This is a genomic window from Fructobacillus parabroussonetiae, assembly GCF_018437265.1.
Taxonomy (GTDB): Bacteria; Bacillota; Bacilli; order Lactobacillales; family Lactobacillaceae; genus Fructobacillus; species Fructobacillus parabroussonetiae.
Genome location: NZ_JAAMFL010000005.1, coordinates 103,817 through 125,573 on the forward strand (window position 1 = coordinate 103,817; position 21,757 = coordinate 125,573).

Consider the following 21,757-nt stretch of genomic DNA (forward strand, 5'->3'; position numbering starts at 1 on the left):
ACATCTTTTTGAAAAGACATTAACATTCTTGAAACAAAAGACTATACTGAGTCTAAACAGAGAAAACAGGAGATGTCTTATGTCAGAAGAAAAAACTGTTGCAGCAAGCGTCGCAATGTTAAAAGTATTGGAAAACTGGGGTGTCGACCACCTTTACGGTTATCCAGGCGGTTCCTTTAACTCAACAATGGCTGCTTTAGCCGATGAAAAAGACCGATTGAAGTACGTCCAGATTCGACATGAACAGGTTGGGGCCATGGCTGCCTCGGCTGATGCCAAGTTGACAGGAAAACTCGGGGTTGCTTTCGGTTCAGCTGGTCCTGGAGCTACCAACCTGTTGACTGGTCTTTATGATGCACGGGAAGACCACGCACCCGTTTTGGCCCTTGTTGGTCAGACTGGCACCGGTGTGATGAACTCACACTTTTTCCAGGAGTTTAATGAAGATCCAATTTTTGAGGACGTTTCGGTCTATTGCCGTACAGTCATGACGGCGAAGAGCTTGCCACACGTGGTGGATCAGGCCATTCGTGAAGCCTATCAACACCGTGGCGTTGCGGTTGTCATTATTCCAAACGACTTAGGCTACGAACAAATTCCTGATTTACCTTATGGTTCACATGGCCCAAGTGATGAAAAGAAGACGCCCAAAGTTCAGCCAAATGCAGCAGAGATTGATGAATTCTTAGACATGGTTAAAAAAGCTAAACGGCCCGTTTTCCATGTTGGCCGTGGTATTCAAGATGGTGGCGACGCCATCATTGCCTTATCTAAGAAGCTTCAGATTCCGATTGTTATGACGGGATTGGCAAAGGGTTATATTGATGAATCCTACGAGGGCAACCTTGGGATGTCAAACCGTGCGGCACATAAAGCAGCCGACGAAATAATGGCAAGTACGGATTTGTTAATCACAATTGGTGCGGATTTCCCATTTGCTGATTTGATTTATCAAACGCATCAATTTAAGTTTGTCCAAGTTGATAATAACCGAGTGGAACTCGGTCGTCACCACAACTTGGATCTTGGTATCTGGTCTGACGCAACGGCCTTTGTCGAAGCCGCTTTGGCAAAAGCCACGCCCGTTCCCGAACGAGCCTTTATGCAAGCGGCCATTGCTGACAATAAGAATTGGCAAGACTATATGAAGCGTCAAGAAGACGATCAAACGGCGCCAATCAAGCCAGCTGCGATTTATAAGCAGATTAATCGAATTGCTGAACAAGATGCCATTTTCTCAATTGATGTCGGGGATAACATTATTAATGCCTTCCGTCATATGCACGTTTCAAAGAAGCAAAAGATGGTTATTTCGGCACTCTTTGCTTCGATGGGAACAGGTTTACCAGGTGCCTTGGCGGCAAAACTCTCGTATCCAGACCGGCAAGCCATTCAAGTCGCGGGCGATGGTGCCTTCTCAATGGTGATGCAGGATTTGATTACTGAAAAGAAGTATCACTTGCCAATCATTAATGTGATTACGTCAAACACCACGTTGAACTTCATCAAATCTGAACAAGACGATGTGGCCATGTATCATTCCGGTATTCATTTGGCCGATCAAAACTTTGCTAAAATTGCTGATGGCATGGGCGTTGAAGCGGTTGAAGTTCGGGATCCCGCAGACTTAGCGGCTGCCTTTGATCGAGCAGTTGAAGTCACAAAGGCTGGACGACCATTCTTGATTGATGTGAAGATATCAGACGAACGGACGTTGCCAGTGGAAGAACTGCAGTTGCACCAAGAGGGGGATCACTTTGTTGAAGGAATCAACCCTAACTATAATGCTAACCTCGAGTTACCACAGCCAAAGAACGTTCGCGACTTTCTTAACTCTTACGGTGGCGAAGATCTAAAGACTTTACCAGAATTCTTCGAAAGCTATGGAGTTAAGCTTTAAATAGTAAGTGAACAGATAAAAAGGGCGCGAAATGCGTCCTTTTTTTACGTATTTCTTGCCGATTGATAAGCAGAAAGCGTATAATCAATCACAAATAAAAAAGGAGTTAAGACTGATGCCAACCCTCGTGTTAATTCGACATGGACAAAGTGAATGGAACAAAAAAAACCGTTTTAACGGTTGGATTGATACCAAGCTTTCAGATACAGGAAAACAACAGGCCATCCTTGCTGGTCAATTGCTTCAGGACCAGGGGCTGACTTTTCACCGGGCTTATTCATCCGTCTTGACCCGAACGATCATGACCATTAACCGTGTGTTGGAAACGCTTGGCCAGACCTATGTGCCCCAGGAGAAGACTTGGCGCTTGAATGAGCGCCATTATGGCATTTTACAGGGTGAAAACAAGGAAGCCATGCGGGCGAAGTACGGGGCTGATCAGGTGCAGACTTGGCGACGCTCCTATCGTGTACTACCACCGGAAGTAGCGGCCATTGAACCGACCGTTACAATTGACGGCCGTCGCTATCCGGCTTTTGACGCGCGATACCAAAACTTACCCTTTGCTGACTTGCCAAAGTCTGAAAACATCCACACAACGGAGCAGCGTGTTCAGCCATTTTATGAAGAAAAGCTCTTATCTGAACTACGCAGGGGACACGATGTCTTGGTGGTCGCCCACGGGACGTCGATTCGAGCGTTAACAAAGTTGATTGAAGGATTAACGCCTGAAGAGGTGACGAAGGTTGAGATTCCCAATGGGCAGCCGATTCTCTATGACTTTTCAAACGATTTAACAATGAAACAGAAAACGGTACTGACAGCCGATGCAAAAGACTAGGTAAAACTAGTCTTTTTTGTTTGAAAAAAAAGGGGAAGAAGTTCAGAATGGGGGCGAAAGATGAAAGGAGACAGCATGGATTTTGATAAAGTTCTTAAAAGCCGTCACTCAGTTCGCCAGTTTTCGGATAAAAAAATCGACGAGATGACGCTCTTTGATTTGATTGAATCAGCTCAGAGTAGCCCTTCTTGGGTAAATGCACAAGAGGTTGGCGCAGTGGTCGCCATTGGGGATCGGCTCGAACAGATGCGTATCAAACACGCGGAGCTAAACGCTGATGACAAGGTCAAAAGTCAGCCAATCATCCCATATCGTCCCATCCACGAATGGCCAGAACCCGCTCAAAGTAACATGAAAGAGTGGTTCCAGTCAGTCACAGACGCCCTTGGTGATCAGGGTTCTGAAAAACTTGGACAAACGGGTAACCAGCTTTATCAGGCCCAAGCAGTCGTCTACCTCACGCTTCCGAAGGATTCGTCCAATTGGTCCTTGGTCGACCTCGGTATCTTTGCTCAGACATTGATGCTGGCGGCCACCAATAAGGGCATTGGGTCCATTCCTGCTTATCAATACGTTCAGTATCCAGAACAGCTAGGAGAAGCCCTGGAACTTCCAATTGACCGGGTGCCAATCTTAGGCATTGGACTCGGTTATTTCGACGACAAGGAACCCTTGAATCAGATTCGCTCGAAGCGCATGAAAAAAGAGGATATGTTGACCATTAAGGATTAGCTTCTTCAAAATCACGGTGTATTTTGTTAAAATACAAGTAGAGCAAACGAAAGGAAGTGTTTCATTATGGCAAAAGTATTAGTGATTGGTGCCCACGGCAAAGTCGGTCAGTTCGTCGTATCTGATTTGGTCGCTGCCGGTGATACAGTTTATGCCGGTTTTCGTGATCCCAACCAGTTTGAGGATTTGCCGACAAGCGATCGACTGAATCCGGTGCTCTTTGATTTGACGATGTCGTCTGATGAAATGGCAAAGATTCTTGAGGACTACGCCATCGAACAAGTCGTCTTCACGGCTGGTGCTGGTGGTAAAGGCGGCGCTGAACGTACAACCGAAGTCGATTTGGATGGCGCTGTTAAAGCAATGGAAGCTTCTGAAAAAGCCAAAGTCAGCCACTTCGTCATGGTCTCAGCAGCGGGTGCTGATGATCGCCTCGTTTGGAAGAAGTCAGGTATTTATACCTACTTCATGATGAAGCATTACGCGGATCGACTTTTGCAGCAGTCGTCGCTTCATTACACCATTTTGCGACCAACGACCCTGACGGACGAAGCAAAGTCCGGACGGATCAAGCAACTGGAAGCCGGACAAGAACGTGGTTCTGTCAGCCGAGCTGATGTTGCCGCTGCCGTGGTGGCCAGCTTACACAGTCAAAATAAGGAAAATCGAATAGTTGAATTCACGGCAGGTGATCAACCAATTGATGAACAATTTAAATAAAATGCTTTCATAAAAAAAGAAGGACCAGTCGGTCCTTCTTTTTTACTGTAGTAAGTGCTGCAGTTCATCAAGTGAATGAACCACTCGATAGGGGTGGCGGTCACTTGGCAACGGGCGGTTTAGCAGATTTACCCAAATTGTTTTGATGTGGGCGTTTTGACCACCTAGAATGTCAGAGTTAAGCCCATCCCCAATCATCCACGTTTCGTCTCGAATAACGTCTTGACGGGCAGCTAGAATTTTTTCAAAAAAATTGGCGTCTGGCTTGGCGACTCCTAAGCCTTGCGAGGAAAAGACCTGATCAAAGTAGGACATGAGGCCCGTTTCTTTGAGTCGACGCAACTGTGTTTCTTCCTGTCCATTGGTTCCGGCAAGAATGGTATAGCGTCCGGCAAGACTCTGGAGCAACTCTTTTGCACCAGCTAAGACACGGTAATTGTGGTCGCGTCGATCAGCGTACTCTTCTTCTAGCTGGCTGGCATCGACTTTGTCACTTAGTTGAAGCGCCGCTAAGGTTTTAGGAAAGCGTTCCTCAAAAATTTTCGACCGGTCAATGGCTTTCATTTCATACTGATGCCAGAGTGTTTGGTTAATTTCTTGGTAGGTTTTTAATGCCTGATCAAGTTTTGCTCCTGTCAGACCGGCGTGTTTTGTGAACAAATACGAAATATCGGCAATTTCACCACCGCGAAAGTCGAGCAGGGTGTCATCTAAGTCAAAAATTAGCGTCTTGACAGTCATTTGAATCCTCCAAATTTTTAAACGAATGTTTTCATTATAGCAGGACCGTTAAATGAACAAAAGAAGACCAATCGTTTCTTTTGATAAAATACTTGAAATGCAGCGCTTAGAGGTGTTTAATAGAAAGGTACTACAAAAATCGACACAAGGTTTGGATAAACAAAATGACAATAAAAAAAGCACAAGTAAAAGGAATCGTATTGGTCCTTCTTCTGTCCGTTCTTTCCCAATTTTTAGCAAAGTTTTTGCCTCAGTTAGGTGCTGAAGGCATTGCGATGCTGCTTGGGATTTTGCTTGGTAATCTCGTTTTCACAAATGAGCATTATGCTGCCGGCGTGAAGTGGTCGGAGAAGTACCCAATTGAAATCGGCATTGCGGTCTTGGGGGCGACACTGACTTTTCAAACAATCGCCGAGTTAGGATTCCAAGGCGTCCTATTCATTATCTGTAACATGATTCTGGTCATCGCAACCGTCTTTTTACTAGGTCGTTATGTCTTTCACGTCTCCTTGAAGGAAAGCATGCTGATGGGGGCTGGAAACGCGGTCTGTGGTTCTTCAGCCATCGCGGCAGTAGCGCCAGCCATTCAGGCAAAGGATGATGATCGTCGGACGGCCGTTGCCACGGTTTCTTTGACGGGTATGTTACTGCTTTTGACTTTGCCAGCCTTGAGCCATCTCATCTTTGGTTCACACAATCTATTGAGCGGTGCGCTGGTTGGTGGCACGGTTCAATCAGTTGGACAGGTGGTTGGAACGGCTGCCTTGATTAATCCGACAGTGGTGACTTTTGCAACCTTGTTCAAGTTACTCCGGGTGATGCTCTTGGTTGTGGTGGTCTTTTCCTTTGTCACGATTGCTAAGAAGGCTTCCACAAAGGAAGTAGTCGAAGAAGAGCATCAGGCGAAGATCACCTTATTGCCTTGGTATCTCATTGCCTTTGTCCTCTTACTCGTTATCAATTCGTTGACAACGTTGCCGTCCGTTTTTCACGACATTGCCCACCAGATTGCCTCTTTCTTCGGAGTGGTCAACTTAGCAGCGATTGGCTTAAACCTCAAGTGGTCAGTGATTAAAAAATCCGGTGTGAAGTTCCTTTCCTTTGGTTTCTTGGTTGGCTTGATTCAAGTTATCCTAGCCATCGTCTTGATTAAGCTCTTTCTTTGATACGGAATTGTTCAATGCCAGACATACCCATTACAATTGACATATTGTGTTCAATCATTCAAAAGAACCGTTAACGCGCTGATAGCAGAATTAGCGGTTTTTTTGCTAGCTATTTTCTGTTGAACTGTTATATTTCCGTAATATATAACAGTTCAACAGAAAGAAAAGTTTTGTCTCTTTAATTAGCTTTGCCAGCTGCCAGTGCTAATCTAAATATAACAAGTAATCAAGAACAAGAAACGTTTCCGATCGAATGTATTTAAGAAAAACTGTTGATTCAATACTTAAAGCCTTACTTGGAATTTTAGTTGGTATCTTTCTCGTCTTCTTGTTGACTTTTCTCTTATCTTATTTTGGATTTGCGCCAGCCAACATTGCGGCTGAACGCGTCCGTTTACTTGGCTGTTCACTCACTCTTTTTTTGAGGAACTGCCGTTACGCCTAACAAATAAAAAAATTGCTGGGGAATTATATGATAAAAGCCCCAAAATTTGGACAAACCAAATTTTGGGGTTTTTATGATGACTAAACTACCTAAGCAGGATATAAGTGATATCTATCATTTGTGGAAGAACGAACATTTAGATGTGAAACATATTGCTAAAAGTTACGGAGTGCATCACAGTTCGTTAGATTATAAAATTACTTTTATCGAACGTTATGGATTAAATCTCTAAACTGTTCAATATCAATATTATTCAGCCATTTTCAAAGAAAAAGTGATTCTAGAAGTTCTAAAAGAACATGATTCGATTCGTTCCATTTCTCTAAAAAAGCCCTTCCTAGTTATGATTGCTCCAAAATTGGGTTCGTTCTTACCGCAAAAACGGTTATACTATCGTTACTAAGAAAAAAGGACGTAAACCCGATGGTAACGCACGCGAAAAACAGCTAGAAGAAATCAAGCAGTTCAAAAAGGACAAAAAAAGCCTTACAATAGAAAAACTTACGGCTGCACAATCTCAACGAATACACAAAAACATTATATGCCTTAGTGGCTAAAAAGCAGGACAAGCGGAAGAAGTAACCCAAGCCGTTACCCAGCTAAGGCGCGAATGAAAGATCTCCTTTACATTTATTCTAGACGTCATTAACTCTAGTACAGATTGACCTCATCTGTCTCGAAGTGATTGTTACTATACCTTGAAAAAAGTCGATAAAGATGACAAGAATAAAGGATTAATAGAACGAATTCGTCTCTTACTTTGAAGAACACCATTCCCGTTACGGCTATCGGCGAATTACTTCCCAGTTAAAGCGTGAAGGAAGTATCGTTAATTATAAAAAGGTTAAACGACTAATGACCATCATGGGCTACAATCGTAAGAAAAACCGTTACAGTTCTTATTAAGGACCAATTGGTAAAATCAAAGCCAACTTTCATGCTTTAAAACCTTAGCAGAAGTGGCGTGCCAATGTTACTGAGTTCAATTTACGTGGTGAAAAGACTTATCTTTTACCCCTTTTAGATGGTTGTACACCGGAAATTATTGCCTATTCTGTCTCACAACATCCCAATCTCGAGCACACCATGGTCATGATGAAGAAGGCGGTGTTAACTCACCCAGACACTAAGCATTTGACTTTTCATACTGATCAAGGCTGGCAGTATCAACACGGACTCTTTCAAAAGTGGTTGTCCGATCACGGCATGAAGCAATCGATGTCACGGAAAGGCAAGTCAACGGACTAATTGAAAGCTTTTTCGGAACACTGAAGTGTGAAATGTTTTATGGATTTCAACGCAACTTTCAAAACATTTCAGAGCTACATCGAGCAATTAGTAACTATATCGATTACTACAACACAAAACGAATCAAGGACAAACTAAAAGGACGAACGCGGATGGAACATCGGTCGTTCGTCCTCAAGCAAGCTCAATAACATGTCCTAATTTTGGGGTTCATATCAATTAATAGCGGGCGGTATTTTTATGACTTAATTTTGCACCTTAGACAGGGCGAAGCGAGCAATGGGTGCGACAATTAAGAGTTGTAAGGGAAGGGCAAGAACGAGGTTTAACAACCAGGCACTTGAGTAATGGCTAAGGGCCTTTCCATTAATGACAAGGCCAAAGACTGACATTAACGTGACCATTCCAGTAATCATTAGCAGGGAGATGGTGATTGGAATCTTTAGGCCCTCAGTATCCTTAAAACGTGGCACGATGACCTTGAAGGCAAGCCCCTTGGCAATTGGTCCGACGATAAAGCCATCAGCGATCATCGCAACAATCAAAGCAATAGGATAGCCAATGATGATTTCATTCCAGAACTGGCTACTGTAGCCGTCGGCCAGATAAACGTTATAAACCGACATACCGAAAACCATTAGGCCGGCCATGATCAACATAAAAAATAATTCTTCTTTTAAATTACGTGGCATTTTTTTCTCCTTTTCATGCTCTTTTAACCTACCACAATCATTTTTTTCTTGTAAGTTACAAATTATTTCATTTTTCTTAGATAAAAAAGTCGTCCCCAGTTTTTTTATGTTAAGATAACTTTGGAGCCACTTGTTACAAAACAAAGGAGAGCAATATGAACTTATTAATTATTCAGGGGCATCCCGATGCTGAATCCTTTACGCACGCCAATGCGGAAAATTACCGAAAACAGGCGCTGGCGGCTGGTCTTCAAGTCACGATGATTGACTTGGCAAAAGACGACTTTGACCCCATCTTAGCTTATGGCTATCGCCAACGCATGGCGGATGAAACGATGCCAAAACGCTACCAGAAAATGATTCAAGAAGCGGATCAATTGGCTATTTTCTATCCCATTTGGTGGGCAGCGGAACCGGCTATTTTGAAGGGTTTTTTCGATCTGACTTTCACGCCGGGTTTTGCCTACCATTACCAGTCAGCAACCAAGATTGACCAGTTGCTGAAGGGGAAGTTCGCTAAGCTCTTTGTTACGAGTCGTGCCCCGGCCTGGTACACAAAATCTGCCTTTAGTGCTGCTATTTATCGGATGAAAACACTGGTACTTGGCTTTTCAGGTATCAAAGTCAAAAAGGTTTTGATTTTGGGAAACATGACGACCAAAAAAGATACCTTAGCCAAACGCCAAGCCTTTATTAAGGCTTGTGCAAAGGAAGTTTAATAAGCAAAACCATGAGAGTTTTAAAAACTCCCGTGGTTTTTTATTTTTAATGAAAAGTGCTGAATAAAAAGGGTGACAGGTCAATAAATCTTGCTATAATAAAAAAAATTGAGGAAAAAGAGAATGGCAAAGTGGCAGCGCGTCGTTGCCGCCGCTTTGACCATTAAATCTGGGAACGCGGTCATTTTACGTGGTGGCAAGAAAGCCACTCAGACCAACCAGGCTTTTGCCACCGTCTTGCGCGAAGCGCTGTTCAAAGAAGGCATGAACCCCCAAATACCTTGTAACTAATTGAAGACACCTCACACGAAAGTATAAACGAATTATTGCGCTTAAGAGAATACCTGGACATATTAATTCCGAGCGGTTCTAAGACGTTTATTGACTTTGCCGTTGAAAATGCCCATGTTCTTGTCATTGAACCGGGTGCGGGCAACACACATCTCTTTGTTTATGATTCGGCCGATCATGAAGAAGCCATTCGCGCTATCTCAAATGCCAAAACTTCACAACCAGCCGTCTGCAATGATGCCGAAAAAGTGCTGTTCACGAAACGATCGCTTCGAACTTTTTACCAAAGTTAATGACAGCCCTGATAGAGGCCCGCGTTGATGTTAGTCGCGATACAACAGCCCAAGCGATTGACAACGGGGGCAACCAGCGGTGGAAGCGGATTAGGTAGAAGAACACAATGATTTAATTCGCGCTGTCAAAGTCGTTCAGGATGTCGACGCCGCAGTTGTCTATCAAAATGTTTCCACTCGTTTCATCGATGGCTTTGAATTTGGTTTTGGTTCTGACATCGGAATATCAACGCAGAAACTACATGCTCGTGGCTCAATGGGTACTGTCTTCCTTAACAACCATTAAATACGAAGTGTTTGGGGACGGACAAATTCGAATATAAAAACAACATGTCGTCTTGGCTCGAGAAGAATTTATAAATAAAATTGCCATGTCCTTTTACCCATGACAATTAAAGCGGTACCGTCCATCAGTGCCGCTTTTTTTATATAATAAAAAATCGAAACAATGCTGTCGTTACCGTATCATTAATGGAGGAAGCATGCCGCACTATTTAATTATGACGAAAAAGCCAAGTGTCCGAAAAGACTTCGCTAAGGCACTGGGTGGGAAAAAAGGACTATTGGCCGATTATGACTTTGAATTAACGAACCTCCGTTGGCTTTGGATGACTTTAAAAGAACCCAATCAGCAGACCCCAGCTTATTTGAAGGCGAAGTATGAATATTGGAAGTTAAAGTATCTTCCGTGGAGTCTAGACGATTTGTTCTGGTAACAAACATACATTAAAGTCCTACAATTCGTGTAGCAAACGTTCGGAAAGTACAAAAAGAGATTATTAATCAGGTTAGGGCGCAAGCAGCTCATGTCGATGGGATTATCATTGCAACGGATACCGATTCATCAGGCAAGCGGGAGCTACTCGCCTGGGAAGTAATTGATGCGATTAGCTGGACAGGCCCTGTTTTCCGTTCGACTTTTACATATGAAAGCACCAAAAGTTTGATTAAGGCTTTGACTAATTTCAAACCGATTACGAGCAAGGCCACACATAGCGCTTATCAGAAGGGATTAACCAGAAATAAATGGGAGTTCGCGTCAATGCAGCTAACCAGGACCGCCACTACTTTGACAAAAAAATGAAGGCTATCCCATTGTTTTGCGTCAAGAACGTTTAAAGACGGCCATGTTGCTTAAGATTTACCAGCAGTTCGGAGAAAGCATCAAGCATAACGTGAAGGTGACATACTTGGAGTAACGTTTTCAAACGAAGAGGGCAATTACACTATGCTCGTAAAGTCGATTCGAAAGCCTAAAATGTGCCAGTTTACTATCAAATTGACTGAAAATTTATTGAAAACTGAGCAATTCAAGGAACATTCAGCCGTTCAAGAGGATGCCCGATAAGAAAAAGAACACGACCTCGCCTCCCAAGCTACTTGATCTTTCTTCCTTGTCAGCCATTTTGGTAAAAGAAGGGTTTAAGGCAAAGGAAGTATTGGCTACCTATCAAAAACTCTATGAAGCCCAGATTGTCTCGTATCCATGTACCAAAGATAAAACCATTGAAAGTAACAGTTTCAGAATATGCTGCCTTTAGTGGATAGTATTGCGGCAGTCGTTCATCTTAATCCACGAAAATTAACCCATCGAACAACACGAGCAATGCTGTGCTCGTATACTAATAAAGTAGACAGATTTTATGCACCCGTCCACTGTATTATCACTTAATAAAGAAAAGGATTTTAGCATATGACAAAACGACCCCGTTACTCAAAGGAATTCAAGGATTCAATGATTGCTTTTTATCACGAAGGACGTTCTTCTAAGTCCTTCGAAAAAGAATTTGGTATGGCCTCAACCACTGTTTTGAAATGGGCACACGGTGCTCAAAAACAAATGATTGGTAATACCATCTACACAAACAATGATATTAAAAAGAAAAAGGATCATCCCCGAGAGAAAAATGATCTTTTAAAACGAGCGGCGGTATTACTGGCAAAAAATTAAATCGTGATACCGCATTGCCAATATTCAAGCTAATACCACTGCTGGTCATCGTGTGACGCGACTGTACTTCGTGTCTTAAAGATTGCACGGAGTAATTTTTTTATAATTGGGTAAACCACGTTCCAAGTAAACGAGAACAAGAGAATCAGTGGATTCAAGCAAGGGCCAAAGAAATTTGGTTATCCAGTGATCGTGTCTATGGCTATCAACGAATAAAAATCGCCCTACACCGACAAAAAATTGATGTCGGTGTAAGGCGATTATGGCGTTTATTAAAAGAGGCAAACTGTCAATCAGTGATGACCAAAAAATATCGTAAGCCAGTCACTGAAGTTCTTTACGCACAACGCCTGAACCTGGTTAAAGGACTTGATGACCAGTCTGGTGTTTGGTCGGCAGATGTCACTTATATCCGAGCTCCGAGTGGTCAGTATATATATTTGGGAACAGTCTATGATCCAGAAAATCGAAAAGTACTAGCTCATAAACTGAGCTCAATCAGAGATGGACGTTTTGTCTCCGACATTTTGTTAGAGGCATTAGGCCAGCATCCAACACTGGCTTATCTGCACAGTAATATGGGGAGCGAGTACACGAGTAGTGTCTTTGAAAATGTACTGGAAAAAAATTGCATTCGCCACTCCTGCTCGAAGAAAGGGCACCCCTATGACAATACGAGAATCGAAGCCTTTCATTCAATTTTAAGAAGAGAATTGATTTATTCAAATCGATTTAAGAGTAAATTTGAGCTAATGACCCAAATTTCGCGGTATATTCACCGATATAATCATGAATGCATTCACACATACGAATCAAGATTGGCGATGTAAAAAAGTGTCTAACTTATTGAAATACGAGCAGATCGCTATCACACGGTCTGCTTTTTTTCATTTGCTATTCACTTGGCAATCTGTTTACTCGGTCTCTTCGTTTACAAAGAGAACCTGCCCATCTTCAAAGGCCGCAATGCGGGCCAGTGAGTGAACGTTAGTAAGCCCAGCGTCAAGGGCGTTTTGCCGACCCTGTTGAAAGGCTTTTTCAATCACGATGCCGGAGCCGACAATGCTGGCGTTCGCTTGATCAGCAATTGCCTTTAATCCAAGCAGAGCCTGGCCGTTTGCCAAAAAGTCATCGATTAGAAGTACGCGGTCGTCAGCCGTTAGAAAGCGCTTATCGACACGAATCTGGTTCGTCGTCTGCTTGGTATAAGAGTATACATCAGCCGTCAAGGCGTCATCCGTTAAAATTTGTGATTTACTTTTACGGCCAAAGACAACAGGGACGTCCAGAGCCAGTCCCGCCATGACTGCAGGTGCGATACCAGAAGCCTCGATCGTTAAAATTTTTGTAACTCCCTCATCAGCAAAGAAACGAGCGAATTCCTTTCCCATATCCTGCATCAACTGGGGATCGATTTGATGGTTTAAAAAGGAATCAACTTTTAAAATATTTTTCCCAAGCACACGACCATCGGCTTGAATTCTTTTTTCTAGTTCTTTCATAACCACTCCTTTAACTAGTTCATGATTTTTTTATTTTATCATTATTGATGCTTTGTTTTGCTTTTCTATTGTTATCTGGGCAACCATTCAAAAAAGGTTTAGTAAAACGGCAATAAGCTTTGTCACAACAACACCGTTTGTCAGAATTAGCTTGAGGGCTTCAGGAAATTGGTTGAGAAAAGTCGGTACAGAGCCAATCTCAAGTCCAACACCAATTGAAAGACTAGCAGTCAGTAAAATACCTTCTTGGGTCAAATTGACTTTTCCGAGAATCTGAACCCCCTGAATTGCAATGGTGGAGAATATGACCATCATTGCACCTCCAAGAACAGCACTTGGAATGATGGTCGCCAGCGCGCCAAATTTTGGTAACAGGCACAGGATGAGTAGAAGACTGGCCGCGCAGTAATTGGCTGTTTCGTTCTCACACCTGACAAACGAACGACGGCCACGTTTTGAGAAAAGGTTGAGTAGGTAAAGATACCTGAAAGGATGGCAGCCAGACCCTCTGCTCGATAGCCCCGAGCGAGGTCCTTTTGGTCCAGCTTTTGACCAGCGAGATCAGGAAGGGCAAAGTAGACGCCGGTTGCTTCAACCATTGTGGTTAGGACGATCACTATCATTGTTAAGGAAGCGGACCAAAAAAAGTGGGCATGCCTAGAAAGAAAGGTTGGGGTAAGTGGAACCAAGCGGCATCATCAACGGTTTAAGTGAAACGGCACCTAAAAGTGCTGAAAAGATGGTGCCAAAAACAATTCCAAGTGGAATCGCAATGGCCTTTAAAAAGCCCTTTTTGGTATACTTCATCAAGATTAAGGTAACCATGATGGTGAGAAAACCATCAGTAAATTTTGCCAAGAACCGAAGCTTTTAGCAGTTGCTGTACCACCACCCAAATTTTGGAGAGCGATGGGTGTTAGGCTTAACCCAGTCACGGGAATCAATGAACCAGTGACGACAAGTGGAAAAAAGTCACGCAAGCGGGAAAAACTATGAGCAATTAAAACGACGAATAGACCGCCAACAATCGTCGCACCGTACATGGCCCCATATCCAAGTGTGGAGCCGATGTTGATTAATGGAGAAACGGCATGGATAGAAGAACCGAGGACGACTGGTAAGGCGATGACTGTAATCGGCATTTGTTTTAGTTGAAATAAGCTAGTCAAGCCTGTACAGAAAATATCAACGGAATTCAAGTAATCCAACTGATTGGCGGAGAAGTGCAGGGAGGCTCCAATTAGTAAAGGAACTAAGCCGGAGCCAGCATACATTGCCAGCACGTGCTGTAATCCAAGCAGTAGAGCATGTAATTTAGGAAGTGGTTTTGTTGGGTTTTCCATGGCATCTCCTTGAGATGATAAAGTCCTGTTATACTCGATTTTAAAAATGGCACACGGAGTCCTCTATCGGAAGATACAAAAAAGCGCTCCAAAAATCTCGATCGCGCTTTAAAGCCCTTGGTGATAGTTGTCCTTTTTTCCTGACGGTAAAAACTCGGTTAGCATTAAAAGCCGTATATAACTCCAAAAAGGTGAATGTGTTGTGATATGAAAACAAATGTTTTTACTTCATTTTTTAAAATTATAAACGTTAAAATTTGTGCGAGTCTGGTTGGTTATAAAAAAATATGGGATCTTTTTTTCTTACCAAATTTTAGTTAGGACATGTGTTGCCTCTCGTTCAGGACCAACAGCAAAGGTGTGGATGGGAAGACCGACGATTTCAGATATCCGATTTAAGTACTTCTGAGCGTTAATTGGTAAGTCCTGAATACTTGTAACCCCCGTGATGTCTTCTTTCCAGCCAGGAAGTTCTTCGTATATTGGCAGACAGCGGGCGAGCTCACGGTTATTGGCCGGGTAGTGGTCAATGATTTTATCGTCTAATTTATATGCAACCGCGATTTTAACGGTTTTAAAACCAGTCAAAACGTCTAAACAGTTCAAGGAAAGTTGTGTCATTCCAGAGATCCGAACGGCATGGCGAAGAACGACGGTATCCAACCAGCCAATTCGGCGGGGGCGCTTGGTCACGACACCGTATTCGTGAGCTACTTCTCGAATAGTGTTCGCCGTTTCATTATGAAGTTCGGTCGGAAATGGGCCTTCGCCAACACGGGAGGTGTAGGCCTTGGAAACCCCGACAACTTCGTTAACGCGGGTCGGTCCAACTCCAGCTCCAACGGTTGCACCACCAGCAATAGGGTTAGATGAGGTGACAAAGGGGTATGTTCCCTGATCAATGTCCAGCATAGATCCTTGAGCACCTTCAAAAAGGACTTTTTTGTTATCATCTAGTGCTTTATTAACCAAGTAGGATGTGTCCGTTACCATGGGCTTCACCCGCTCACCGTAGGACTTATAAGTCTCATAAATCTCATCAAAATCAAGTGGCTCCTGTCCATACAACTTCGTTAAGATTTCGTTTTTTGCCACCAAAGTTGTTTCCAAACGTGTTTTTAGAAGTTCTGGATCGATTAAATCACAAACACGAATACCAATTCGCTCCACCTTATCCATGTAAGCTGGGCCAATTCCTTTTTGAGTCGTTCCGAGCTTATGACTTTTTTTTCCCTCTTGCAATCTGTCAAGCAAGCGGTGGTAAGGCATAATGACCTGTGCCCGGTCTGATATCACCAGGTTTTTGGTATTGACACCGTATTTAGCTAGGTAATCGATTTCGTTAAACAGCGTTTCAGGATTCAAAACCACCCCGTTGCCAATGACGTTTTGGACATTCTTTAGTAAGATTCCCGACGGAATTAATTGTAAGTGAATCTTTTCATTCCCGAGTACAAGGGTGTGCCCGGCGTTGTCGCCACCAGAATAGCGGACAACGAAATCGGCTTTTTGGCTAAGAAAATCCGTGATTTTGCCCTTTCCCTCATCTCCCCATTGACTTCCAACGATAACAGTTCCTGGCATGATTCACTCCTTGCTTTCTTCATTCATTTGATTTAACAGAATTATTATAACGAACATTAAAATAAATAACAAGGTAATTATACGAATTTTGTTCGCTTCACTTAATTATAATTCAAAATAATATTAATTTATATGTTATAAAAACGAACAATAAACTATTTTTTGTGATAAAATTTAGTTATTCGAGAAATTGGGGGAATATGATGCTAGATCGTTATGCACGTCCGGCCATGGCACAATTATGGTCGATGGAAAACCAGTACAAAACATGGCTAGAAGTTGAAATTGCCATTGACCAGGCCTGGGCCGAACATGGACTCATACCATCTGAAGATTTAAGGGCGATAAAAGAAAACGCTTCTTTTGATTTGGATAGAATCAAAGAAATTGAAAAGCAAACGCACCATGACGTTGTTGCCTTTACTCAGGCCGTTTCGGAATCACTTGGAGACGAAAAGAAATGGATTCATTACGGTGTCACGAGTACGGATGTCGTCGATACGGCAAACGGACTACGTTTAAAACAGGCCAACCAAATTATTTTAGAAGATTTAAAGAAACTTCATGCGCTGTTAAAAGCGCAGGCTGTTCAATATAAAGATACGGTAATGATTGGTCGTACGCACGGGGTTCACGCCGAACCGACTTCCTGGGGCTTTAAATTAGCGCGTTGGTATGATGAGGTTACCCGACAGATTGACCGTTTCGAACGCGCTTCTTCTGCAGTAGAGGTTGGACAAATCTCAGGTGCAGTGGGGACTTTTGCAAACATTCCACCGGTCATCGAAGAATCAGTCTGTGCTATGCTAGGTCTAAAAAACCAAGCAATTACCAGTCAGGTGTTGCCTCGGGATTTGCACGCCGATTACCTAGCAACAATTGCCTTGATTGGCTCCTCTTTGGAACGCTTTGCCACTGAAATCCGATCGTTGCAGCGAACTGAAATTCGAGAGGTTCAGGAATTCTTCGACAAGAAGCAAAAGGGCTCATCCGCCATGCCTCACAAGCGAAACCCAATCGGCTGTGAAAACATCTCCGGTTTGGCACGCGTGCTTCGCGGCTACCTCGTTCCAGCCTATGAAGACATTACTCTCTGGCATGAACGGGACATCTCACACTCATCTGTCGAGCGTATCGTTTTTCCTGATGCGACAACGTTGATTGACTACATTCTAACCCGCTTTACAAAGATTTTGACCCAGCTTGAGGTATACCCAAAGCGGATGAAAGAAAACTTAAATAAGACAGGGGGGTTAATCTACAGCCAACGTGTACTGTTGAAATTGATTGACTCAGGATTGAGCCGTGAAGCTGCCTATGACTTGGTTCAACCTCTAACTGCTAAGGGATGGGACGAGAATATTTCATTCGAAAAATTAGTTAAAGAGTCACCGGAAATTAAGCAAAGGTTGAGCGCAGATAGCTTGGCAGATGCTTTTGATTATAACTACCACCTCAGGCGAATTGATGAGGTTTTTAAGCGTCTTAAAATAGAGTAGAGCAATTTAAGATGAATTCGTATAACGTTTTTGTAAAAGACAAGAAAGCACTCGCATTTAGCGGGTGCTTTCTTGTTTAGTAATTTGTTAAAATGACGTAATCAACGGTTTTCAGACTAGTTAGTTTTTTCCCTCCCGCATATGAGATGGCAGAGGAGAGGTCTTCTTCCATTACTTTTAAAGTTTTTTCGAGGGGGCCCTTATATTCAACTAAGAGGCTTTGACCTTCAACGTTGTGCTCGTTTCCCTTTTGACGAGCTGAAGCAGAACCGTAGTAAGCTTTGTAGGATTTTCCGTTTTTTTCGATAATTTCACCAGGTGTTTCATCATGACCGGCAAACATAGAACCAATCATCACCATGGTTGCCCCAAAACGGATTGACTTTGCAATGTCGCCATGATGACGAATCCCACCGTCTGCAATGATTGGCTTCGTCGCAATCTGTGCACACTGAGAAAGGGCGGCCAGTTGCCAACCATTGGTTCCAAAGCCAGTTTTATCCTTTGTGATACATGCCTTTCCCGGGCCAATGCCAATCTTTGTGGCGTCTGCTCCAGCTGCTTCCGCTTCCACAATTGCTTCAGGCGTTCCCATGTTGCCAACAATTAAGAATGTTTTTGGTAACTTTTCCTTGATGTAAGCAACCATTTGAAACACGTAATCGGAGTGACCATGGGCAACATCAATCGTGATGTATTCCGGTGTGATATTCTTTGATTTAAATAAGTCAATCAATTGGCACTCGTCCTCTGTAATACCAATGCTGATTGATGCAATTAATCCTTTTTGTTGCATTGATTGAACGAAGTCAAATCGCTGGTTTGGATTGAACCGGTGCATGACATAAAAGTAACCGCGAGCGGATAACCACTCGGCTAAGTTTTGATCAATGACGCTTTCCATATTGGCGGGAATCACCGGAATCCGAAACGTGTGTTGACCGAGTTGAACGCTTGTATCTGCATCACGTCGACTTTTCAAAATGCTTTTTTTAGGTAAAAGTCGAACTGTATCATAATCAAATGTCTTCATAATTTCTCCATTCCTACAGTGAGTTAAAGCATTTAAAGGGGATTATTTTCCGATTAATCAACACATCACATTGCAAAAAAATACGTTTTTCCTATTTTTTGCTTTCCCCATGTACATGTATTAATATACGGTTTTATTTAATTAAAATCAATTTTTTTCTCTCAAAAAACTATTTTCAAGCTAAATATACAAATGATAAAATGCGAAAGGTATAAAACGTTCGTTTTAATTTATTGAGGGAATTTGTAAAAAATAACTGAGCTTATCTGATTGTTTAAATGATGCGATTGAAAAAATGTTCTTTTCTTAACTTCTAAAAAATCAGCCATTACTCTTAGTAATCAAACATCGATAGGAACCACTGTTTTTGAACATGGTCCTTTAAGTTCTTCGTGCGGGTGAACAAAATGTTAGCCAGCACTGGATCACCCGTTAGCATGTTATGGTATCTCTTCAATGACGTATCTGTCGAGTAGCCAGTAGTGATACTGGCCAGAATTCAGGGGGGAACTCGATTTATTCGTTCCGTAGTCTTCTGACTACGAGACTTTTTATTACTCCAAAAAATAGATAAAGTAACTGAAAGAGGACACACATAACTATCAAGCAAAATCATAACCGCCATCCATTCGCCGGCTACACAATCGGCATTCTTGCACCAAATATCGATTATGAGAAAACACTGCGCAACATCGCTAACGCTGAGGTCTTTGACTATCCCATTCTTTATGAAGTTTATTGACATCGACCTAAAGTTACTTTTTCAGGGCAATAAATTACTAAACAAAACAATCATCGCCGCTGCTAAAAAAACTCGAACCCAATGGTGTTCGAGCAATCATTGGTGCCTGTGGCTTCTTTGATAACTTTCAAAACGTAACGAAAGAAGCCGTCAACATTCCTGTTTTCACGTCAAGCCTTTTGGAAGTGCCACTAATTACAAATTTGCTCGTACCCAATCAAAAAATTGCGTCTTCGCTACCAATGGCTAAAACATCCAACACGCACTGGCCCGCATTCGGAAATACAAAACAGACCGTTACGTGCTAGTTTATGTTAACCAGTTAAAGGAGTTTACGCCAATCCGCTATGGTAAGGAACAACTCGATACCGAAGTGCTGGAAGTGGCTCTATCAGACTTGACCAAAAAACTGGTGATAGCGATTCCAGCATCGGAGCCCTTTTGCTCAAATGCCTGATCTGCCACCATAAGCCAAAGCCGTGCAGGATAAAACTGATTTACTAGTCTTTGACTTTCTAACTTAATCAACTTTGTCCATCAAGCTGAAAACCGTCCAAAGTAACCAGTAGAAGATAATACAAATTACCCGTCTGTCCTTGATGAACCAGATATGCCGTCAGCGGATGACCCTTTTCTGACTATGACTTGTACACAAGTTAAGGAGTTTCTATGTTTAAAATTCTTCATGACTTTCTAAAAAAATAACTTATTTAAAATTAAGTGTGGTAAAATTTATTTAAAATAAAGTTTTATGGATATAAACGAGTTTTGTAGACGGGAAGGGAAACTCATGGAAGAACGAAAAGGACATTTCAAGCTCTATAAAAAAGGGAAAATTTGGATTTCTGCTTGCCTATCAATTGTAGTATTGTTTTCTATGTCAACTGCACTAGTACCGAACTCAAACAGCTCGGTTTCAGCAGAAGTGGTTTCTCAGCAACCCAATGAATCCAAAACCGTCACAGCTGTGGATTTTAAAGATTACTTTGAGTTAGCGGGTTCTGCTGAGTTTTACAAAGACACTCAAGAAGAGAAAGGAGTGAGGCTGACACAGAATTCAAAGTTCAAAGCAGGTTCGATTTTTTTAAAAACTAAAATTGACATGTCTCAAAGTTTTACGCTTAAGGGAAAAATTCGCTTCGGAGGCAATAATCCCGGAGGAGATGGGATAGCTGTAGGCTTTGCTGATGAGACGCCAGGAACTATTGGTAAACAAGGAAATGCCTTTGGTATGGGAGGATTGTCGAATGCATTTGGAGTGAAGTTTGACACCTTCCGAAATAATGACTCAAATGAGTACTATGACAAAGATATATATCCTAATAATACAATGGGGTTAGTTTACACTGATTCAAATAAAAAAGTGATTAACAAATCTGGTGATGAAGGTGTAACACATTCATCAATAAAAGGTGCTAACAATCAGTGGTCGGATCTTACCGTTATTTATGATGGTAAAACTAAGAAAATGACGGTATCGGGTAGCGGAGGAACAGTTACTTTTGACGCTTCACAGTATATAAAAAATAATGATTTAGCTTTCTTCATATCGGCATCGACTGGGGACTTGACTAACGAACATCTTTTTGAATTCACTAGTTTTGAATATACGCCATCCTTGACAGACATTAAGAAAGATCAAAACAAGTCATTGCAAGAAGAACATGATCAAGTCGTTAAGGACATTGATCAGGATGAAACATTAACATCGGAAGAAAAAGCGAAGCAAAAAGCTGATGCTGATAAGGCGCTGGAAGATGGACAAAAGGCCATTGAACAGGCAAAAGATGCGGATGAAGTAAACCAAGCTTTCAACAATGGTAAAGAACAGATTAATCAAGCTCATCAACCAGGCAAGCGCCTAGATGAACAAAAAGATGATCAAAACAAGTCATTGCAAGAAGAACATGATCAAGTCGTTAAGGACATTGATCAGCCAGAAACGGGAACACGTTCAAGGGCTAAAAACTTAATGAATAGTCTAATTACATTAGGACTTTTAGGATTATCTACAATATTAATGATTAAAACAAAAAAATAATATTTATTAACTAATGACGTGTACCCCAAAAATTGAAGTGAATAATTATATCTATCTGGCCAGTTGCTGATATTCAATCAAGGGAGATGTCCAACACAAAAAGTATATGCAAATTAATACTATTTTTAAGCGAACCCGAATATAAGTGACATCTGCCGACCAAACACCAGACTGGTCATCAAGTCCTTTAACCAGGTTCAGGCGTTGTGCGTAAAGAACTTCAGTGACTGGCTTACGATATTTTTTGGTCATCACTGATTGACAGTTTGCCTCT

The 21,757-nt window shown here is 42.2% G+C and carries 17 protein-coding genes and 5 pseudogenes; 16 read left to right on the forward strand and 6 right to left on the reverse strand.

Annotated elements, in window-relative coordinates; all coding sequences use genetic code 11:
* Window positions 1-79: 79 nt before the first annotated feature.
* From spxB to G6R30_RS03355, 4 genes are all read left to right on the forward strand, one after another.
* Complete coding sequence (gene spxB / locus G6R30_RS03340; protein WP_213821443.1) at window positions 80-1,900, forward strand: pyruvate oxidase; 1,821 nt, start codon at window positions 80-82, stop codon at window positions 1,898-1,900.
* Between the two features lie 115 nt (window positions 1,901-2,015).
* Window positions 2,016-2,741 carry a 2,3-bisphosphoglycerate-dependent phosphoglycerate mutase gene (locus G6R30_RS03345; protein WP_213821445.1) on the forward strand — a complete coding sequence of 242 codons (726 nt, stop codon included), beginning with the start codon at window positions 2,016-2,018 and terminating at the stop codon, window positions 2,739-2,741.
* 75 nt (window positions 2,742-2,816) lie between these two features.
* Window positions 2,817-3,473 (forward strand): nitroreductase, encoded by a 657-nt coding sequence (locus G6R30_RS03350; RefSeq protein ID WP_213821447.1) that lies wholly within the window; start codon window positions 2,817-2,819, stop codon window positions 3,471-3,473.
* 66 nt (window positions 3,474-3,539) lie between these two features.
* Window positions 3,540-4,193 (forward strand): NAD(P)H-binding protein, encoded by a 654-nt coding sequence (locus tag G6R30_RS03355; protein WP_213821449.1) that lies wholly within the window; start codon window positions 3,540-3,542, stop codon window positions 4,191-4,193.
* Between the two features lie 42 nt (window positions 4,194-4,235).
* On the opposite strand, the gene G6R30_RS03360 is transcribed toward G6R30_RS03355, so the two are convergent.
* The gene (locus G6R30_RS03360) at window positions 4,236-4,934 is read right to left on the reverse strand and encodes a YjjG family noncanonical pyrimidine nucleotidase (RefSeq protein WP_213821451.1); all 699 of its coding nucleotides are present in this window, start codon (window positions 4,932-4,934) and stop codon (window positions 4,236-4,238) included.
* Between the two features lie 164 nt (window positions 4,935-5,098).
* On the opposite strand from G6R30_RS03360, the gene G6R30_RS03365 reads away from it, so the two are divergent.
* From G6R30_RS03365 to G6R30_RS06335, 4 genes and pseudogenes are all read left to right on the forward strand, one after another.
* Entirely contained in the window at window positions 5,099-6,100 is a 1,002-nt protein-coding gene (locus G6R30_RS03365) for a YeiH family protein (protein WP_213821453.1), read from the forward strand.
* A 1,213-nt stretch (window positions 6,101-7,313) separates the two neighbouring features.
* Window positions 7,314-7,451, forward strand: a pseudogene (locus G6R30_RS06330) (IS3 family transposase); the annotation flags it as partial.
* Between the two features lie 60 nt (window positions 7,452-7,511).
* A pseudogene (locus G6R30_RS03375) lies at window positions 7,512-7,793 on the forward strand (transposase); the annotation flags it as partial.
* Window positions 7,733-7,984: an IS3 family transposase gene (locus G6R30_RS06335; protein ID WP_213821455.1), complete on the forward strand. Its 252-nt coding sequence runs from the start codon at window positions 7,733-7,735 to the stop codon at window positions 7,982-7,984. The pseudogene G6R30_RS03375 and the gene G6R30_RS06335, both read left to right, overlap by 61 nt.
* 54 nt (window positions 7,985-8,038) lie before the next feature.
* Here the strand turns inward: G6R30_RS06335 and G6R30_RS03385 are convergent, their stop codons facing one another.
* Window positions 8,039-8,485: a DUF2798 domain-containing protein gene (locus G6R30_RS03385; protein ID WP_213821458.1), complete on the reverse strand. Its 447-nt coding sequence runs from the start codon at window positions 8,483-8,485 to the stop codon at window positions 8,039-8,041.
* Window positions 8,486-8,640: 155 nt separating this feature from the next.
* Here G6R30_RS03385 and G6R30_RS03390 point away from each other — a divergent pair, with 155 nt between their 5' ends.
* The 5 genes and pseudogenes from G6R30_RS03390 to G6R30_RS03420 all read left to right on the forward strand — a co-directional run.
* Entirely contained in the window at window positions 8,641-9,204 is a 564-nt protein-coding gene (locus G6R30_RS03390; RefSeq protein ID WP_213821460.1) for an NAD(P)H-dependent oxidoreductase, read from the forward strand.
* A 141-nt stretch (window positions 9,205-9,345) separates the two neighbouring features.
* Window positions 9,346-10,111 (forward strand): annotated as a pseudogene (locus G6R30_RS06265) (aldehyde dehydrogenase family protein); the annotation flags it as partial.
* 159 nt (window positions 10,112-10,270) lie between these two features.
* Window positions 10,271-10,504, forward strand: coding sequence for a hypothetical protein (locus G6R30_RS03405; RefSeq protein WP_213821465.1), 234 nt, complete (start codon window positions 10,271-10,273; stop codon window positions 10,502-10,504).
* A 977-nt stretch (window positions 10,505-11,481) separates the two neighbouring features.
* The gene (locus G6R30_RS03415) at window positions 11,482-11,739 is read left to right on the forward strand and encodes a transposase (protein ID WP_213821469.1); all 258 of its coding nucleotides are present in this window, start codon (window positions 11,482-11,484) and stop codon (window positions 11,737-11,739) included.
* A gap of 110 nt (window positions 11,740-11,849) precedes the next feature.
* Window positions 11,850-12,569, forward strand: a pseudogene (locus tag G6R30_RS03420) (IS3 family transposase); the annotation flags it as partial.
* A gap of 84 nt (window positions 12,570-12,653) precedes the next feature.
* On the opposite strand, the gene G6R30_RS03425 reads toward G6R30_RS03420, so the two are convergent.
* The 3 genes and pseudogenes from G6R30_RS03425 to G6R30_RS03435 all read right to left on the reverse strand — a co-directional run bounded on the left by G6R30_RS03425 (window position 12,654) and on the right by G6R30_RS03435 (window position 16,168).
* Window positions 12,654-13,241, reverse strand: coding sequence for a xanthine phosphoribosyltransferase (locus G6R30_RS03425; RefSeq protein WP_213821471.1), 588 nt, complete (start codon window positions 13,239-13,241; stop codon window positions 12,654-12,656).
* An 87-nt stretch (window positions 13,242-13,328) separates the two neighbouring features.
* A pseudogene (locus G6R30_RS03430) lies at window positions 13,329-14,584 on the reverse strand (nucleobase:cation symporter-2 family protein).
* A 303-nt stretch (window positions 14,585-14,887) separates the two neighbouring features.
* Complete coding sequence (locus G6R30_RS03435) at window positions 14,888-16,168, reverse strand: adenylosuccinate synthase (RefSeq protein WP_213821473.1); 1,281 nt, start codon at window positions 16,166-16,168, stop codon at window positions 14,888-14,890.
* 203 nt (window positions 16,169-16,371) lie between these two features.
* Between G6R30_RS03435 and purB the strand changes: the two genes are divergently transcribed.
* Window positions 16,372-17,667: an adenylosuccinate lyase gene (gene purB, locus G6R30_RS03440; RefSeq protein WP_213821475.1), complete on the forward strand. Its 1,296-nt coding sequence runs from the start codon at window positions 16,372-16,374 to the stop codon at window positions 17,665-17,667.
* Window positions 17,668-17,743: 76 nt separating this feature from the next.
* Here the strand turns inward: purB and G6R30_RS03445 are convergent, their stop codons facing one another.
* The gene (locus tag G6R30_RS03445) at window positions 17,744-18,700 is read right to left on the reverse strand and encodes a GMP reductase (RefSeq protein ID WP_213821478.1); all 957 of its coding nucleotides are present in this window, start codon (window positions 18,698-18,700) and stop codon (window positions 17,744-17,746) included.
* Window positions 18,701-19,743: 1,043 nt separating this feature from the next.
* Between G6R30_RS03445 and G6R30_RS03450 the strand changes: the two genes are divergently transcribed.
* Window positions 19,744-19,899, forward strand: coding sequence for a hypothetical protein (locus G6R30_RS03450; RefSeq protein ID WP_213821480.1), 156 nt, complete (start codon window positions 19,744-19,746; stop codon window positions 19,897-19,899).
* A gap of 333 nt (window positions 19,900-20,232) precedes the next feature.
* On the forward strand, window positions 20,233-21,483 hold the full coding sequence (locus G6R30_RS03455; protein ID WP_213821482.1) for a lectin-like domain-containing protein: 1,251 nt from the start codon (window positions 20,233-20,235) through the stop codon (window positions 21,481-21,483).
* The last annotated feature ends 274 nt before the right edge of the window (window positions 21,484-21,757 follow it).